This window comes from Desmonostoc vinosum, from assembly GCF_059505385.1.
Genome location: NZ_JCACKM010000018.1, coordinates 15,037 through 32,965, shown reverse-complemented (window position 1 = coordinate 32,965; position 17,929 = coordinate 15,037). Strand labels below are relative to the sequence as shown.

Annotated in this window: 16 protein-coding genes; all 16 read left to right on the top strand. The window is 37.6% G+C overall.

The window, feature by feature from the left end:
• Positions 1-34 precede the first annotated feature (34 nt).
• The 16 genes from AC5JMF_RS02035 (at position 35) to AC5JMF_RS01960 (ending at position 17,929) form a co-directional block, all read left to right on the top strand.
• Positions 35-835 carry a glycosyltransferase family 2 protein gene (locus AC5JMF_RS02035; RefSeq protein ID WP_495794057.1) on the top strand — a complete coding sequence of 267 codons (801 nt, stop codon included), beginning with the start codon at positions 35-37 and terminating at the stop codon, positions 833-835.
• Positions 832-1,893 carry a non-hydrolyzing UDP-N-acetylglucosamine 2-epimerase gene (wecB, locus tag AC5JMF_RS02030; RefSeq protein ID WP_495794056.1) on the top strand — a complete coding sequence of 354 codons (1,062 nt, stop codon included), beginning with the start codon at positions 832-834 and terminating at the stop codon, positions 1,891-1,893. The genes AC5JMF_RS02035 and wecB overlap by 4 nt, the downstream gene beginning before the upstream one ends.
• A 92-nt stretch (positions 1,894-1,985) precedes the next feature.
• On the top strand, positions 1,986-3,548 hold the full coding sequence (locus AC5JMF_RS02025; RefSeq protein WP_495794055.1) for a glycosyltransferase family protein: 1,563 nt from the start codon (positions 1,986-1,988) through the stop codon (positions 3,546-3,548).
• Between the two features lie 117 nt (positions 3,549-3,665).
• Entirely contained in the window at positions 3,666-4,919 is a 1,254-nt protein-coding gene (locus AC5JMF_RS02020) for an ABC transporter ATP-binding protein (protein ID WP_495794054.1), read from the top strand.
• 24 nt (positions 4,920-4,943) lie between these two features.
• On the top strand, positions 4,944-5,663 hold the full coding sequence (locus tag AC5JMF_RS02015) for a TylF/MycF/NovP-related O-methyltransferase (RefSeq protein WP_495794053.1): 720 nt from the start codon (positions 4,944-4,946) through the stop codon (positions 5,661-5,663).
• 61 nt (positions 5,664-5,724) lie between these two features.
• Positions 5,725-6,474, top strand: coding sequence for a class I SAM-dependent methyltransferase (locus AC5JMF_RS02010; protein WP_495794052.1), 750 nt, complete (start codon positions 5,725-5,727; stop codon positions 6,472-6,474).
• Between the two features lie 47 nt (positions 6,475-6,521).
• Positions 6,522-7,430: a glycosyltransferase gene (locus AC5JMF_RS02005; protein WP_495794051.1), complete on the top strand. Its 909-nt coding sequence runs from the start codon at positions 6,522-6,524 to the stop codon at positions 7,428-7,430.
• A gap of 101 nt (positions 7,431-7,531) precedes the next feature.
• A complete protein-coding gene (locus tag AC5JMF_RS02000) occupies positions 7,532-8,515 on the top strand; it encodes an exostosin domain-containing protein (protein ID WP_495794050.1) in 984 nt (327 codons plus the stop codon).
• A 49-nt stretch (positions 8,516-8,564) separates the two neighbouring features.
• Positions 8,565-9,752: a glycosyltransferase family 61 protein gene (locus AC5JMF_RS01995; protein ID WP_495794049.1), complete on the top strand. Its 1,188-nt coding sequence runs from the start codon at positions 8,565-8,567 to the stop codon at positions 9,750-9,752.
• A gap of 19 nt (positions 9,753-9,771) precedes the next feature.
• Complete coding sequence (locus AC5JMF_RS01990; protein WP_495794048.1) at positions 9,772-10,614, top strand: glycosyltransferase family 2 protein; 843 nt, start codon at positions 9,772-9,774, stop codon at positions 10,612-10,614.
• A gap of 15 nt (positions 10,615-10,629) precedes the next feature.
• Positions 10,630-11,604, top strand: coding sequence for a hypothetical protein (locus AC5JMF_RS01985; RefSeq protein ID WP_495794047.1), 975 nt, complete (start codon positions 10,630-10,632; stop codon positions 11,602-11,604).
• A 144-nt stretch (positions 11,605-11,748) separates the two neighbouring features.
• On the top strand, positions 11,749-13,065 hold the full coding sequence (locus tag AC5JMF_RS01980) for a glycosyltransferase family 4 protein (protein WP_495794046.1): 1,317 nt from the start codon (positions 11,749-11,751) through the stop codon (positions 13,063-13,065).
• A gap of 18 nt (positions 13,066-13,083) precedes the next feature.
• Positions 13,084-14,211, top strand: a complete 1,128-nt coding sequence (locus tag AC5JMF_RS01975; RefSeq protein WP_495794045.1) for a glycosyltransferase family 4 protein — start codon at positions 13,084-13,086, stop codon at positions 14,209-14,211.
• Positions 14,208-15,329, top strand: coding sequence for a glycosyltransferase family 4 protein (locus AC5JMF_RS01970; RefSeq protein WP_495794044.1), 1,122 nt, complete (start codon positions 14,208-14,210; stop codon positions 15,327-15,329). The genes AC5JMF_RS01975 and AC5JMF_RS01970 overlap by 4 nt, the downstream gene beginning before the upstream one ends.
• An 11-nt stretch (positions 15,330-15,340) precedes the next feature.
• Complete coding sequence (locus AC5JMF_RS01965; RefSeq protein ID WP_495794043.1) at positions 15,341-16,690, top strand: O-antigen ligase family protein; 1,350 nt, start codon at positions 15,341-15,343, stop codon at positions 16,688-16,690.
• Positions 16,691-16,738: 48 nt separating this feature from the next.
• A complete protein-coding gene (locus AC5JMF_RS01960) occupies positions 16,739-17,929 on the top strand; it encodes a glycosyltransferase (protein WP_495794042.1) in 1,191 nt (396 codons plus the stop codon).

The following is a 17,929-nucleotide window of genomic DNA, read 5'->3' as shown; positions in this document are numbered from 1 at the left end:
TAGTAGATATATCTTATTTAGGATGTTAGAGAAAATGAATTTATCAGTTTGGCAACAAAAACCATTAGAGAGAAGACAATCAGTAAGCATTATTGTTCCATGCTTTAATGAATCTGAAGGAATTGAATCTTTGAAAAAGAGATTGTTGCCAGTTGTGGCAGAGTTGCGATCAAAAAGGACAGTAGAAGTTATTTGTGTTGACGATGGTAGTAGTGACGACACATTTTTTAAGTTGCAACAACATCTAGGCGAATATGCTCAAATAGTCAGTCATCCACAAAATCAAGGACTTTCAGCAGCCATTAGAACTGGAGTTGTATACTCAACAGGTAATATTATTTGCACTATAGATAGTGACTGTACTTATGATCCTGCGGATTTGATTGGTTTGATGAACTTGATGCATGAAGATATCGATATTGCCACAGCATCTCCTTATCATCCCAAAGGTAAAGTCAAAAATGTTCCTGGCTGGCGTTTATTTCTCAGCAAAGGTTTGTCCGGGCTTTATAGATTAGTTTTGCCCCAAAAGCTATACACATACACTAGTATGTTCCGTGCTTATCGTCGGGAAGTTTTAGAATGTATACCTATCACTCACCCAGGATTTCTTGGTTTAGTAGAAATTGTGGCAGAAGCAATGTTACAGGGATATAGAGTGGTAGAATATCCTGCTGAATTGAGTCGTCGGCAGTTTGGGCAATCAAAACTCCGTGTAGCAAAAGTTATTTGGAGCCACTTAAAGTACATTTATCAATTAATTGTTCGCCAAGCTTTTCAACCCAAAAAAGTAGTACGTTTACAACACAAATATTATAGTAAAAATAACGTATGAAAATCGTTACTATCTTAGGAGCTAGACCGCAATTTATTAAAGCATCTGTTGTCAGTTATGCGTTGGTAAATGCGGGAATTGAGGAAATTATTATCCATACAGGACAGCATTTTGACTCATTAATGTCTGATATTTTTTTCCAAGATCTAGACTTACCTCAGCCCCATTATCACCTAAACATTCATAGCTTGAATCATGGAGCGATGACAGGTCGCATGATGGAGCAAATAGAGTCTTTATTGCTGCAACAAGAACTTCCTGATTGGATATGTGTTTATGGAGATACTAACTCTACCTTGGCAGGTGCTTTAGTTGCTGCTAAACTGCATATTCCCCTAGCTCATATTGAAGCAGGATTGCGAAGTTTTAATCGACAAATGCCAGAAGAAGTTAATCGAGTGGTTACAGATCATCTGGCACAGCTTCTCTTTGCACCAACGCCATTGGCTGTGGAATGTTTGCAAAAAGAAGGGATTTTTTCTGGGGTGCATTTGGTTGGAGATGTGATGATGGATGCGATTATCACCTATCAAGTGAAAGCGCAACAAACTTCTAATATTTTAGCAAAATATCAATTGCATCCAGAAGAATTTTACTTAGCAACAATTCATAGACCAAGTAATACTGACAATCAACATCGCCTGAGCGCAATTTTAGAAAGCTTTAATAAATTAGATTATCCTGTTGTTTTCCCAATTCATCCCCGGACAGCTGCTCAAATCCGCACGACGGGTTTAAATCACTATCTAGAACAGCAATCGATTATCGCTATTCCACCTGTTAGTTACTTAGATATGCTGATGCTAGAAAGCGCCTGTAAAGCTGTAGTGACAGATTCTGGAGGGATTCAAAAGGAAGCTTATATTTTGGGGCGTCCATGCTTTACAATGCGTGACGAAACAGAATGGAAAGAAACAGTAGATGTGGGTTGGAATCATCTAGTCCAACCTGAGACTTTAAATGATGCGATCGCTAACTTCACCATACCAAAAGAAGCTCCAAAACTATATGGTAGCGGTGATGCTGCTGATCAAATAGCCAAATTACTGCTTGCTTGATTTGAAAATTATTTGTGGCGCTCGCAGTAAATTTTTGATCAAAGGAATAGCTTTTAGAGGACAATATCAACAGTATCAATTCCCATTTAATTATGTCATTGAACTTTTGGGAGAATCATCATACTCTACCAAACCGTAAGTATTGGGTCACATGGTTTGTGGCACTAATAATTATATTTTTAGCGCATTTAAGTACACTCACAATTTCCTCTCTGGCTTGGATTGATGAAGTTCAAACCATAGAATTTGGTAGGCGCACTCTTGAACCATATAGCGATTGGTCGCTTAACTGGTCGGTACAGTTAGATAGACCAATTGTTTTACTTTCTTATCTAGGAGCAACATTACAAGAACTAGCTTTTAGAGCCAGTAATCTCTCAATGATTGGGCCTAGACTCGCTTCACTTATAGGAGCAATGATTGCAGCCACAATATTTTTAGGATATTTACTATCTCGCAAAACTCCTAAACAATTGGCATGGCTATTAGCTTTAATATTTGTGCTTGAGCCGATGTTTGTACACAGTTATCGTGGTGTTCGCGTTGACTGTTGGGCACTTGCTTTATGTTTTAGTTCTTGCTCACTATTAAGACTAGCAATAGACAAAACTCAAAAAGCTCAAACATCTACTTGGCTAGTTGCTTTAGCAGGTAGTTTCGCTATTACAGGTATTATTGTTTGGCCATCGGCTATTTTACTATATCCATTAATTGGAGTGGAATTTATTGAACTCATTTTGAAAGTACAAGCATTGGATAAAAGTGGAAAACTAGCTGTCAAACAAATTATTGCCTTTATATTAGGAGGAGTAATCACAGCAGGCTTATTAGTCATTCCTATTTGGCAACAATTGACTATGGCATTGAGTGATTTAAAATTAATTTCTAGTAGCGATAGAACATTAAGAGAACGCTACGATATTTTGTCAGAGATTAGTATAATATTTCATCATCTAGCTTCTACATATAATATCAGCCCATTAATACCCATAACTGCTGTAGTTGGTATTATTCATGCTCGTGATAAAAAGCTAGTTTTTGCTACACTATTAGTAGCTATATTTCTTTTGTCTACAAAAGTTTATGCATTTCGTGCTATTTATTTCTTACCGTATGTCTTATGCTTAGCCAGTAGCACTTATCAGTCTTTTAAGGAGACAGCTAAAACAAATTTTAACCGGGTCTTTTCTGGGCTTTTAATCCTACTACTAACTTGGTGTTTTGTTTTATCATTAATTGTTCGTCCTGCTACGGCTTTGATTCAAAAAGACCTCAGAAACCCCAACATATTATACCAATCGGGAACTTCATTAATTGGTGCAGGTTCTCAGAAGGTGTATATAAATCCTTTGGAGTTGTATTATGCAGGTAGGTCATTAGGTTGGAAAATGTTTTTTCCTTTCGATATCAACACTTTAGATTTGCAAAATCAACAAGATCATCAAGCTCTAAAACGTTTTTTTACTCACGTTGACTTTGCTATTATTACTCCAGCCAAAATTAAGCCTGAAATGATTGAGCGAATAGAAGGGGCTGGTTTGCGACAGCAAAAAAGTTTTACTCTTGGCCCCACAAATAATAGATATACAGGTCAGACGCCGAATACAATCAAGTCTCAGCCTTATGGCCCTTACACATTATATGGTCGCAACTGAAATACTGCATTGCAGGTTTTGATATGAGAGAATACAAATAAGTGTAAAACTCTACTTTTGCAAACCATAGTTTAATTTAGTACTTTTAATCTATCGAATTTAAAGGGGACTTACTGCGTGGCTGAAACAGTGATTCGAGTTGAAAACCTCAGCAAAAAATACGTCTTGAATCACCAAGAACAAGGTTTTAAATATAAAGCTTTGCGAGATGTGATTGTATATAATGCCAAGTCACTCAGCAAAAAAATTCTCAAACCTTATAGCAAACAAAAAAACGATGCCACCCGTGAAGAATTTTGGGCATTGAAAGATGTCTCATTTGAAATTAAACAGGGTGACAGGGTTGGGATTATTGGCCGTAATGGTGCTGGAAAATCGACTTTATTAAAAATTTTGAGTCGAATTACAGAACCCACAAAAGGGAGAATATCAATTCAAGGACGAGTAGCTAGTTTATTAGAAGTAGGTACAGGCTTTCACCCAGAACTCACCGGTAGAGAAAACATTTATCTCAACGGTGCCATTTTAGGGATGAGTAAAGAGGAGATTAAACGCAAATTTGATGAAATTGTTGAGTTCGCGGAAGTAGAAAGATTTCTAGATACACCTGTGAAACGTTATTCATCAGGGATGTATGTCAGGCTAGCATTTGCAGTTGCAGCCCATTTGGAACCAGAGATTTTAGTAGTAGATGAAGTGCTAGCTGTAGGAGATGCGGGATTTCAAAAAAAATGTCTCACGAAAATGAAAGAAGTCAGTGGTGCTGGCAGAACTGTGCTGTTTGTTAGCCACAATATGGCAGCAATTCGCTCATTATGCTCAACGGCAATTTTGTTGAACAAGGGTGAAATCCTAACTCAAGGTTCCACAGACCAATGCATCAACACTTATGAAGAACAGAATCTCCAAAGTATAGGGGCAGCATGGACAAGTGTGGCAAACGCGAATAAAGAAGGGTTAGTTATAACTCAAATAAATTCACAATTGCAAGGTCAGCAACCTAATTTGGTTCTCGAATTAGACATCATTTTGGAATCTAGAACTAAGCATAAACCCGCATTTTTAGCCGTGGATATCTTAGATGCTGCTGGTACAGCTATTATGCAAGCGCTACCACAAACTGAAGGATTTATAGAATGTACTTTATCCAAACATTTAGTTCATGTATCTATTCAATTACCACCACTGATTCCTGGGCAATATTTAGCTAGTTTATGGTTGGGTAGTCATAATACAGAAACTCTTGATGAGGTCAAAGAAGCAATATTTTTTGAAGTTTGTGATTCTCCAACACCCAATAGAACCTTTCCTCATCATATCAGCCATGGGTACATTGTACCCACATCAACTGTCTCATACAGTACATATTAAATTTTGATTAACTAAGAGGTAATAATGACGATCGCTAAACCAATGCCCAGCCTTAAAAGATCATTACAAAAAATGGTAGAGCTTTTAGGATACGAGATCAAAAAGATTAGTGATGAAGAAAAGCTTGCTCAGCTCTATGATAAATACAGTTATTACACAATGATCTCCAAGAGTACTTTTATTAACAATTTGGAGTTATCTCAAAGCTTTAATCATATCCCAGGCAACGTAGTAGAATGTGGTGTGTGGCGTGGTGGAATGATTGCGGCGATCGCAGAGTTACTCGGCAGTCATAGAAGCTACTACCTTTTTGATAGTTTTGAGGGACTTCCAGAAGCGAAAGAAATCGACGGCAAAGCTGCACAAGAGTGGCAACAAAACACCAAAGGTTCTAACTATCACGATAATTGCAAAGCAGAAATTGCTTTTGCCGAGAAAGCAATGCAACTGTCTGGCAGCAATAAACATCAAATGATTCCTGGATGGTTTTCAGAAACATTGCCAGAATATTCTCCCAAACTAACAGACATAGCCATATTGAGATTGGATGGAGATTGGTATGACTCCACAATGGATTGTTTAAGGTTTTTATATCCTCAAGTTAAACAAGGTGGGTTAATTATTATAGATGATTATTATGCTTGGGATGGTTGTTCTAAAGCAGTTCATGATTATTTATCAACTCATAGCCTGAGCGACAGAATTTTTCAGAAAGAAAATATTTGTTATATCGTCAAATCGTGATCAGTACAATCTAGTTTTTTCACAAATTCAGCATTGCATCACCCCATAAATCAATAATAATATGCAATTTTACACAGACGAAGGCTACAAATATATAGATGAAGGATCTTCTAGTTCTGCTCACGAAGTTGTGCCTTTAATTATGAAGCTAATACAGCCCAAGCGAGTTGTGGATGTGGGTTGTGGAATAGGTAATTGGTTATCTGTTTTTCAAGAGCATGGTGTTGAAGAAATTCTCGGTATTGATGGCGAACACGTCAACTTAGAAATGCTGAGGATCAAGCCCAAAAACTTTCTGGTTCATAATCTCATCAAACCACTTAATCTCAATCGAGATTTTGATCTAGTCGTTTCTTTGGAAGTTGCTGAACATTTACCTGAAGAGAGTGCTGAGCAATTTGTACAAACCTTGACTAGCCTTGGCCCAGTTATTTTATTTGCAGCAGCTATCCCTTACCAAACTGGATACCAACATATCAATTGCCAATGGCCTGATTACTGGATAAATCTTTTTAGCAATCATGAATACCTAGTAGTTGACTGTTTAAGAAAGAGATTTTGGGAAAATGAAAATGTGGAATGGTGGTACGCACAAAATTTATTTCTCTTTGTGCAAAAATCTGCTTTCAAAAGTTATCCTTTGATTCAGCATGAATATTTCAATGAAAATAAATTTCCTCTGCGAATAGTTCATCCAAAACTTTATTCACTTAAAGAGCAAGATTACCAGTACTTGCAGAAAGCTTTAGAAAGAAGAAAAGAATATTTAAACTTTTTTTCACCGTTGATTAAATTGCTGAGAAAAAAATAGATATTTAAATTAAGAAAGGGAACAGGCAATAGGAAACAGTGATCACTATGAATTTGTTTTTGAGTGTCATTATATGTACTCATAATCCTCGAAAAGATTACATTTTACGAGTACTGGCGTCTCTTGAATCTCAAACATTGCCTAATACAAATTGGGAGTTATTGCTCATTGATAATGCTAGTGAGCAATTACTCGCTTCAGAAATAGATCTGAGTTGGCATCCTCATGCACGCCATGTTCGAGAAGAACAACTAGGTTTAACACCTGCGAGACTGCGAGGAATTCAACAAGCGCAAACAGAAGTATTAGTGTTTGTTGATGATGATAATGTTTTAGAAGCTAGCTATCTGGAAACAGCCTTCAGAATTAGTAAAGATTTTCCATTGATTGGGGCCTGGGGTGGGCAAGTTATACCTGAATTTGAAGTACCACCTCCAGCATGGGCAAAACCTTATTTAGGAAATTTAGCAATTCGAGAGTTTGAGCGAGATCAATGGTCGAACTTGCTGCATCAACATGATACTACCCCTTGCGGAGCTGGGCTTTGTATTCGCAAAGTTGTGGGTCAAAAATATGCAGAAATGATTGGTAGCGATCGCAAACGCATAAATTTAGACCGCAGAGGTAAAATGCTCACATCCTGTGGCGACTCAGATTTAGCATTTACAGCTTGCGATATCGGTTTGGGTACGGGAATGTTTACATCCCTGAAATTGACTCATTTGATACCCAAAGCCCGTCTAGAAGAGAATTATCTTATGCGTTTAGTTGAGGGCTTAGCCTACTCACAGGTGATTTTGGCAGATTTTCGAGGTCAACTCTCACCTGAAACATCTTGGAAATCATCAAAGCTATATTCACTATATGTATTCCTACGGTTCGGCTTGAAAGCATATCGTTTTCATGAAGCAGGACAGAGGGGTAAAAAGCTCGCTTTTCAAGAAATCGCTAAATAAATTAATAATTTAACGTTAGAATCAACAGGTAGCTTTAATGGTCAGTACTAACAGGTTAATAGTTAGTTACTTGCATACTTTAAGTTTGCACAGAAACTCCTATGAAAAATATAAACATCAAAATAGTTGCTTTGCAAAGAGGGCCTAAATACTACTCTTTACTCAAAGAAAAGCTGACAAATCTGGGACTGAATCTAGAGATCATAGAGATTTCTGAAGATCTGTCTTTTGATACATGCAACTGCTCAGCGGCTAAATTTAATCTGCTTCGGGGATTATTAAAGAAGCAAAACAATGAGCTGACAGTTCTTGTTTCATCTACAACAGAATTATTTCCTGAAGAGCCAGATTATATTATTGGATTCTCTGGATATAGATCTTGGTCTGATTCCAATCGCTTTAAAATTATTCCATTTGTAAGTGAGCAAGCTCAAGTATCAGACTCTCTAAATCTCGAATGGCAAGAAAAACCAACGCTTTCTGTGGGTTTTTTAGGTAATACCTATGAAAATAGAAAATGTGTAAAAGTCGCCACACATTTACCGTCATTTATCAAGCAGCAGTTCTTGCAAGGCAGACATCTGAATTACATTTATCGTGGAACTTCCACATTTTCAGCAACTATCGGAATTATACCATGTTTTTTTCGCCTAGATGCTCTCAAACAACTTGAGATATCTAATTTAGATGGCGACATTATTCGATATGCCAAGCAACCAAAAGTAACTCAGCAAGAAATAAAAAATTATCAAGAACACATGCTGAGGAATACCTATATTTTATGTCCAAGAGCTATAGAAAATTATAGTTTTAGGTTTTACGAAACTTTGGCATATGGAAGAGTGCCAGTTTTAGTTGACACAGATGTAGTATTGCCCTCTAGTGTAGATTGGGATGAAATTTGTATTAAAGTTCCATATGACAAACTCGGTGATTTAGAAAATATAGTTAGAAAAGATTATGAAACTAGAACAAAACAAGATTTTATCGAACGTCAAAGGAAAGCTTTAAAAACAATGAAACAATTAGGTCAATTTCACTGGTTACAAGACATTGCAGAAGAAATTGCACAGGCAGCAATTTAGAAAAATGTCTAGCTACGTATAATGTTATTAAACTTTGTGCAACGCAGTAATGCTTAATCTAATTAAAAAAACTATTAAATCTATATATTTCCAATATGTACATTTGCTTGGGAAGCTACCGTTTAAATCAGAATTCTTAGGCCCACCTAAAGGTTTTTACATAACTACATGCGATTGGTTACTAGATTTTAGTGATAGCAGCAAAAAACTTCAGGCAAATCTAATTAACATATATCCCAAAAGTTCAATACACAGAAATCCTCCAAAAACTATAGAGAGTGAAATCCATTGGAAGTTTGAGATAGAGTATAGTCACGAATATCCAGAAACATTTATTACTTTAATACCTGAAGGTCGTGTGTGGGGTCATAACGGCACGATCATTACTCCTGATGATAAATTTTTGGCTGATTTATCAGTTGAGATTGCCACAAATGTTAGTGATCATTCGATACTTAAGCAATGGAAATTACCCAGTATAGAGTATATAGATGGAACAGTTGCTGTTTTGTCTGCGGCTGGGGGAAACGCATATTTTCATTGGATGTTTGACGTTTTACCACGTCTTCATTTGCTGAATCAAAGCGGTATTGATATAGATTTTATAGATAAATTTTTAGTTAATAGCTTACGCTATAAATTTCAAAAAGAGACACTCAAAATTTTAGGAATTCCTGAAAATAAAATTTTAGAAAGTTGTAAATATCCTCACATCAAAGCCAAACGCTTGGTTGTACCATCCTTGCCGGGATATACTGGTAATATACCTCAATGGGCTTGTGATTTTTTAAAAAAAGAATTATTAGTTAATGATGCAATCGAAAAGACAGAAAAAATATATATAAGTCGGGGAAAAGCATCACATCGCCGGGTAATCAATGAAATCGAATTGATTGATTGTTTGCAAGATTTAGATTTTAAAATATTAAATCTTGAAGACTTGTCAATAACTGAACAGGCTTCGTTATTTTCATCTGCAGCGATGATTGTAGCGCCTCATGGCGCTGGCTTATCTAATCTGATATTTTGTACCGTCGGCACGAAAATTCTGGAATTATTTTCACCCAATTATGTAAATGTTTGTTTTTGGGCGATCGCTAACAACATGAAACTTGATTACTATTATTTTATTGGAGAAGGTAAAAGACCGGAAAAATATCAAGATCCTCATCTCATGGGTGAAGACATCTTAATTGATGTCAAGTCCTTAGCAAATTTAATCAAAAACTGGAATTAGTTAACAAACATATAAAAAAATGACTCCTGAAGTCGATCAATCAAAGCATTGCTTTGATAAAAATTTACCAATTATTTCTATTGTAACGATTACCTATAATCGGTTTGAAGATTTACAAACAACATTTTCTAGCGTCACATCCCAAACATATAAAAATATAGAATACATCGTGATCGATGGAGGCTCACAAGATGGTACAGTAGGTTTCTTACGTGAGAATCACCAGAGTATATCCTATTGGGTAAGTGAAAAAGACGCTGGAATTTATGATGCAATGAACAAAGGAGCCTTAGCAGCTACTGGAGATTGGATCATATTTATGAATTCTGGTGATCAATTTTTTGCAGTAGATACTCTTGCTCAAGTTGCCAAATATCTTGATAACTCAGTCGATGTTGTCTATGGAGGGTTTGAGTCCATTCTCGTTAACAAATATCAAACGCAAATTATCAAAAAACAGCCCCGCAACCTGGCTGAAATTTGGTGTGAAATTCTTACTTGTCATCAGAGTATTTTTGTCAAACGAAAATTACAACAACAGTACTCATTTGACACATCGCTGACTTGGTGTGCAGACCATGATATTTTAGTGAGACTCTATGCAGATGGTTATAAATTTCAGGAAATTCCTTTAATTATTGCCAAATTTGATGCTTCGGGTGGTGATAATCGAGATTTGCTCTCTTATACAAAAGAACGCTGGCGAATCAGTAGGCGTCTTGCTAGTCCTTTAAAAAGACATAAATATTTTTTGAGAGAATATTATGGATTCTTTATCCATCAAAATATTACCCGGAAAATCAAAAACCTCTTGCCGTCAAAATGGGTAAAAGCTATACAAAAATATCGCAGTATTGATTAAATACTTTTGTCAAATATGGTACAAAACTCAGCTATTGGAGTCTATTTTTCTGCTAATGATGTAGTTTATGAATGGGCGATCGCATTTCTCAACAGCTTCAGAACCTATAACCCAGATTTACGGCTGATTTTGATCCCATTTAATGATCAGTGCGATCGTCTACTGCAATTAAGCGATATCTATAATTTTGAAGTATTTAATGATACTAGTTTATCTTTCTCGCGCTTAGAAGCCATAGGTCAAGCATTTGAATTAGGTTATACTCCCACTGGCCCCTACTGGTTTAGACGCTACGCATCATTTTGGGGAGTATTAGATTACTTTATTTACTTAGATGCTAGGCAACTTATATTAGCTGATCTTAAACCTATCCTTGAAGCTATCGAAACGCTGAAATTTGACTTTTTATATTACGACTGCGCCATTGACCAAGTTTATGAACAAGGAACATTTCGTCAAAACTTAATTAGAAAAGGTCGGGGTCGGGGGTTCAATTCTGGTCGGTGGGCTGCGCGTAAAGGACTATTTTCTCTAGAAGAATTTGAACAATTAGCAGAGAGTGCCCTAAAAATTCGGAATCAACTAAATCCTCGGAATACAGACCAAGCCTTCATCAATTACTGCTGTGATCTGAAGCCGATACATTATGGACATATTGCAGACGTACTTGGCGGTATCTGTCAAAATGGTTGGGCAAAACAACCAGGAAAAATTTATCAAAAAGATGAAAAATATTATTTATGGGACTATGGCGGCTCAGATCATAAAAAAAGATTGATTCTTTTGCACTGGGCAGGCATATCATTTAACTCAATTATGCCTGAACGTTCACTATTCAAAAAGTATAGACTTTTGAAATCATCTTGGTTATCCAGTGCTTTTTATGACTGGAAAAATAACTTATTGCGTCCTATTAACTTTTTAAAAGAAACTGTTCGCAGAAATCGCTTAGTTAATACCTTTTATCATAAAATCAAGAATAAATTTTAAGTAAACAAACCGCCGAGACATATAGAAAGAAAACAAACTAAATTCTCTTATAACTCTCTGCGTCTGGAGCGTCTCTGCGTGAAAATAAAACTCTTATTTTCAAATATTCATTCATAAAGCCTAATTAAAAAATAACTAAATCTGATGAAATATTTAACAATATTAGATGACTTAGAATATCGAGGTTCTCAAAGAGTTGCTCAAAACTATTCTATAGGTATGAAAAACCTGGGACATGAAGTACAGGTTTTAACTATTAGTGGACTTGGTAGTAGAACAAAATTTTTAGACAACGAAGGAATTAAGTATTCCTGTTTACAGCTTGACCAAGATGCTTGGAACAATATCTTGAATTGGACACCTGATATTGTACACATTCATCGACCAGGCATGTATGATGAAAAAATTAATCAAATCATCATCAAGTTAAAAGATAATATAAATCCCCTAATATTTGAAACCAATATTTTTTCCCGTGTAGATTATCAAATTCCCCCAGGATATATAGACTTACATTTACATCTCACAGAATGGTGTTTATGGAAATGGCAACAATGGGCAAAAGTTCTGAAATACAAACCTTTGGCAACGGTTTTGCCTAATTCTATAGTTACAGATAATTTTTATAGAAGCAAAGCAGAAAATATTCTTACTAAAAAACAAAAACTTGGCATTCCAGAAAATGATTTTGTCTTTGGCCGCATCGGTTCTAATTGCGAGGCTAAGTGGCATCCTGTTCTAGTAGAATCTTTTGCCAAAGTAGCACAACAACGAAATAATATATCGTTAATATTAGTAGCCCCGCCTCCATCAGTTGCAGAGCAAGTTAAAAATTTACCTGCACATATTCGTAGTAAAGTATTTATTATTCCCTTAGTCGTTGATGACAATGAATTGCGTCTCCTCTATTCAACGATGGATGTGATGTTGCACGCTGCTCGCATAGGCGAAAGTTTTGGCATAGTTTTAGCAGAATCACTCTTATGTGAAACTCCTATAATTACATTAAGCTCTCCCAGTAAAGACAATAGTCAGGTCGAGGTTATAGAACATCAAAAAACAGGAATAGTAGTTAATAATGCCAATGCTTTTATGGAGGCAATGTTAGAACTAGCTGGTAATTATTCCCAAGTTACTAAAATGGGTCAAACTGGTCGTGGTCAGATTTTAAAGAAGTTTGATAATCAGAATATCTGCTTGCAGCTAAATTCTTTGTGCGATTTGTTATTAAATAATTCCAGCAAATCGTCTGAAGTCAAATCTCAACTTCTCAAAGAACATGGTTTTACTACAGAGGTAACTCAACAGCAAATTTTAGCTAAGCTCGATAGTTTTAACGGCAAAGTTACTTTCTATGACAAGCTCATGACTAAATTAATTCATCAGCCGGTACTGTATAAATTTTATGCTGTTAGTATCTTAGCTTTGAAACATATTTATTACTCAAAATTAGCCAAATAATATTAATTAACTAGCGAAATGCATATTACTGCATATATTCAACCTGAACGTACATATTTGCCTTGTACAGGTGTAGGTAGACACATTAATAACATGCTGCTTGGTCTATCTCAGCGTCAGGAATTTGATATTTCATTGCTGATTTCTCAACAGGATGTAGGCGCAGATCATAAACTTGATCCCCGCGCTCCTCTGCGTGATTTTCATCTTTGCACTTATCCTTATGGCAGACTGCTAACTGAACGCCTGTGGAAGTTTTCTGGCTTTCCGAAAATGGATAAATTTATCGGAGTGACAGATTGTGTGTATTCTCCTGTCGCCGAGTATGTGCCGATTAAAAAAAATATTCCCATAGTAATTACTATGCATGATATGCATACATTGGAACCAAATTTACCTTGGGCAAATAGTAAAAGTCACACTTGGCAAAGATGGAAAACAAAAATATGGATTTCTCAAGTATTTAATCGAGTAGATCATATTTGTACTGTTTCTCAGTATAGTAAACAAAGAATTATTGATTTGCTTAGTATCAAACCCGAAAAAATTACAGTTATTGGTAATGGGGTAGATGAGGGTTTTTTTAATATTGCTAATCTTGATCCAAAGTATTTGCAGCCTCCAATTTCAGATCCTTATGCGATTGTAATTGGCGGTTTGAGATATAAGAAAGGAGGCGAACATGTACTGAAAGTAGCTAAAGAATTAAAACTCCGCCATAGTTCCTTGAAAATTTTAGTTGTCGGTGCTAATGAGCCAAAATTGAGCGAGGCGGCTAGTACATTAGATAACGTTATTCTTCAAGGTTTAGTAGCTGAAGATGATTTGCCAAAATTCCTACGCATGGCATCATCTTTACTTTTTTTATCTTTATATGAAGGATTTGGTATCCCCATGTTAGAAGCAATGGCAGCTGGTGTACCTGCTGTTGTTGCCAATCGTGGTGCGCTGGCTGATGTTGGAGGTGCAGCGGCAATTGTTATGGAACCAGAAAATGTTGGGGCGATCGCCGATGTTTTGATTAATCTAGAGAAAGATGCAACTCTACGTAATCATTACATCCAACTAGGGCACCACCATGCCCAACAGTTTACGTGGGATTGCTGTGTTGATAGATTGGTTAATTTGCTGCGTAAATACTCGTGAAAACACTGAAAATTGTCTTTTGCTGGGCTGATATCTCCGGTTACATGGCTGCCTGCTGGCGAGCTTTATGTCAGATATCAGAGATTGATGTGTCTGTCCTTGCTTTTGCTGCCCGTACTGAAACGGCATTTTCTGATCAACTCATGCAGGGCATTCCTTGCAAGCTCTTGGATTTGCCACAAAGACAAGATGTTGAGTTGATCAAGCGTCTGGTGATAGCCGAATCACCAGATATTATAGTTATCCCCGGCTGGATGCACAAACCTTATCGGCAGTTGGCGTTTGCTGCCGAATTGCAGCACACTGCTGTGATTATGACAATGGATACCCCCTGGTGGGGTACTTGGAAGCAACTTTTGGCTCCTTGGTTTCTCCGTTCGTACTTGCAACGCATGGATCAAGTTGTGGTTGCTGGAGAACGCAGTTGGCAGTATGCTCTCCGCTTGGGAATAGAACCCGCAAAGATTACTCGTGGGGTTTATGGTATCGATTACGATGCTTGGGCACCGCTGTGGGAAAAAAGACTCCAACCCCAATGGCCGCGTTCTTTTTTGTTTGTCGGCCGTTATGTGCCTGTCAAGGCTATTGATGTGTTAGTGGCAGCTTACCAAATTTACCGCTCCCAAGTATCCCAACCGTGGAAATTGGTGTGCTGCGGACAAGGGCCCTTAGAATCTCAGTTACAGGAACAGCCAGGGATTGAGAATCGAGGGTTTTTACAGCCCACCGAAATGCAGTCTGTATGGGAATCAGCGGGGGCTTTCATCCTACCTAGTAGGTTTGATCCTTGGCCCTTGGCTTTAGTAGAAGCGGCGGCGGCTGGTTTGCCGATTATCTGTACAGATGCTTGTGGCTCAGCAGTTGAGGTGATTCGCCCTTGGTATAACGGTTTAATCGTACCCCAAGAAAATACGATCGCCCTAGCAAAGGCAATGTTAAGTTTACATCAGCAACATGCCAACTTATCATTATGGGGCAAGCGATCGCAAGAATTGGCCGCTCCCTACGCCGCTAATATTTGGGCAAGTCGTTGGCGGGAACTTATACATAGCGTACACCAGACAAAAGTAGTCAAGAGCAATACGACAAGCGATCGCTTGGCTAATAATTTTGGATAAAACGCTAACACATGTCTGTCAATTTTGTAGATCAACTTTTAAATCTGATCTTTAGTCCTTATGGCTTTTTAGCGATTGCCATTGGTCTGGTATTGTTGCAACAAGCTCAACGCTCACGACGTTTGGCTTGGCTGATCTTCTCGTTTTGCTGTTACGCAGCTTCCCTGGGAAAGTACCAAGACCAATGGATACTAGAGCCACCGGCCCTAGTTGTTCCTTTACAACAGATCCGCGATGCTGGTCGCCCTTTAACTATCATCCTACTAGCTTTGCTGATTTTGTTAGGCATACAGACGGCAAATGGATGGCGTCGCATACTCCTACCACAGCCAACTAAATATTTGATAGCGGTTCAGATTGTAATTTTTTTTAAGACCTTATTTTTTGCGGATGCCAACTTTGCTTTTTTGGGATTAATTACCTTTGGGGCATTGGCACTAATGCTCAAGTTAGGGCCTTCCCGTTGGCTGCAAGATGAGCGAAACTTTCACCTTGGGGTTTGGGCCCTGGCGATGACTGGTGTGATTTTTGCGATCGCCTGCTCTTATCAGGGAGTTTTTAATCTTAATGCCATGAAAGTTGCTCAAGGAAGATTTTTAGGAACTACTGGTAGTTCGCAACATGCCGCTGTTTTGTTGGCTGGGACAATCCCTTGCTTAATTTTCTGCGTGGAAAGATATCAAAAATGGGATTGGAAAAAGATTTTTTGGATAGCTAGTTTGTTGATTGTTGGTTACTTTTTATTCATCACTAATTCCCGCACTGGCGCAATTATGGGTATAACTGCGGTTTTATCTTTTTATCGCCAAAGATCAGGTAAATTAATCCGTCTTGGTTTATTTATTGCTTTGTTATATTTTATCGTCTCTTCATTTACAAGTCCGGATGTAGTAACTAGCGAGACCGCAGAACCCAACAGATATCTTTCTAATCAAAACACCCGTGAGGGTGCCTGGTCAGGTATGTGGGCCATGTTCGTGAGTAATCCTCTGTTCGGCGCACCTCCCCAGGGAGACCGTTTGCTTTATGGTGAAAGTACCTGGTTAGCTGCGGGAGCAACACTAGGATTAATCGGTTTTATTCCGACACTTCTGTTGGGATTTGGATGTTTGAAAATGATTTTGCAGCTGCATAGTTTAAGTATTAAAAAACCTGCTTATTTTATCCATAGTAGTGTAGCGATCGCTGGTTTATCCTGCTTATTATCAGGAAGTTTTACAGAAGCAATTTTCTTAGGAAATCTGAGTTTTCCTGTAATTGCATTACTCCTATATTTATCATTAGGAAAATATTTACTTGATGTTGACCATATGCAAAATGAATATATGTCATGGCAGGCAAAAGCAAATCAATCTTTTTAAAGCTTTTAATCCACAATTAGGCGTAAATAACAATAAAAACTTTTAATTATGAAAATTCTCCATGTAATTCCATCTGTACCTAAAGTACGGGGTGGTACAAGTCAGGCTGTTTTAGATATGGTCAAGGCATTAAGAACCGAGAATATCGATGCCGAAATTGCTACGACTAACGACAATGGAGATAGCTTATTAGATGTGCCTTTACAACAGCTCATTGAGTATGAGCAAGTTCCAGTTTGGTTTTTCCAACGCTTTTCACCAAATGTCAAAGCCGTCAGAGAATACGCTTTTTCGGGGCAACTGACAAAATGGCTCTGGCAGAATATTTCTCGATATGATTTGGTACATGTTCACGCCCTCTTCTCCTACCCATCGACGATCGCCATGGCGATCGCCCGTTGGAAACAAATTCCTTACATCGTGACTCCACATGGTTTGTTATGCGAGTGGTCTTTGCAGCAAAGCACCCGTAAAAAGCAAAATTATCTCAAATTAATTGAGCGAACGAACCTCAACTCTAGTCAAGCTATTCACTTTACTGCTGAACAAGAACAAAAAGAAGTTTCTCGCCTGGGACTACGCACGCCTAATTTTATATTACCTTTGGGATTGTCTTGGCCAAATCAAGTTGTCAATGCTCGCGATCTTTTACGGCAACGCTTAAATATTCCTCAAGATGAACCAGTCATTTTATTCTTGTCTCGCTTACATCATAAAAAAGGCTTAGACTACCTCATCCCAGCTTTGAGCAAACTGACCCATCACCGTTTCAGTTTCATTTTGGCAGGTAGTGGAACTCCAGACTACGAAGCTGAAGTAGAATCTTTGCTCATCTCTACAGGAATGCGCGATCGCACCCACATTGTCGGATTTGTCGAAGGAGAAACCAAAGATACATTAATCCAAGGTTCAGACCTGTTTGTGCTGACTTCTCACTCCGAAAACTTTGCCGTCGCAGTCCTAGAAGCTTTGTCTGTAGGTCTGCCTGTGCTTGTGACTCCCGGTGTAGCCCTAGCTTCTGTTGTCAAACAACACCAACTAGGTTACGTTCCCAAATTAGATGTATTAGAAATTACTAATGCTTTGGATGAGTACTTAAAAAATCCTCAACAAGCTAAAGAAATGGGCGATCGCGCTAATCAATTCGTAACAAACAACTATAGTTGGGAAAATATATCTGCAAAATTAGTTTTAATATATCAATCTATTCTGGACAATCATCAACAAAAAATTTCCTAA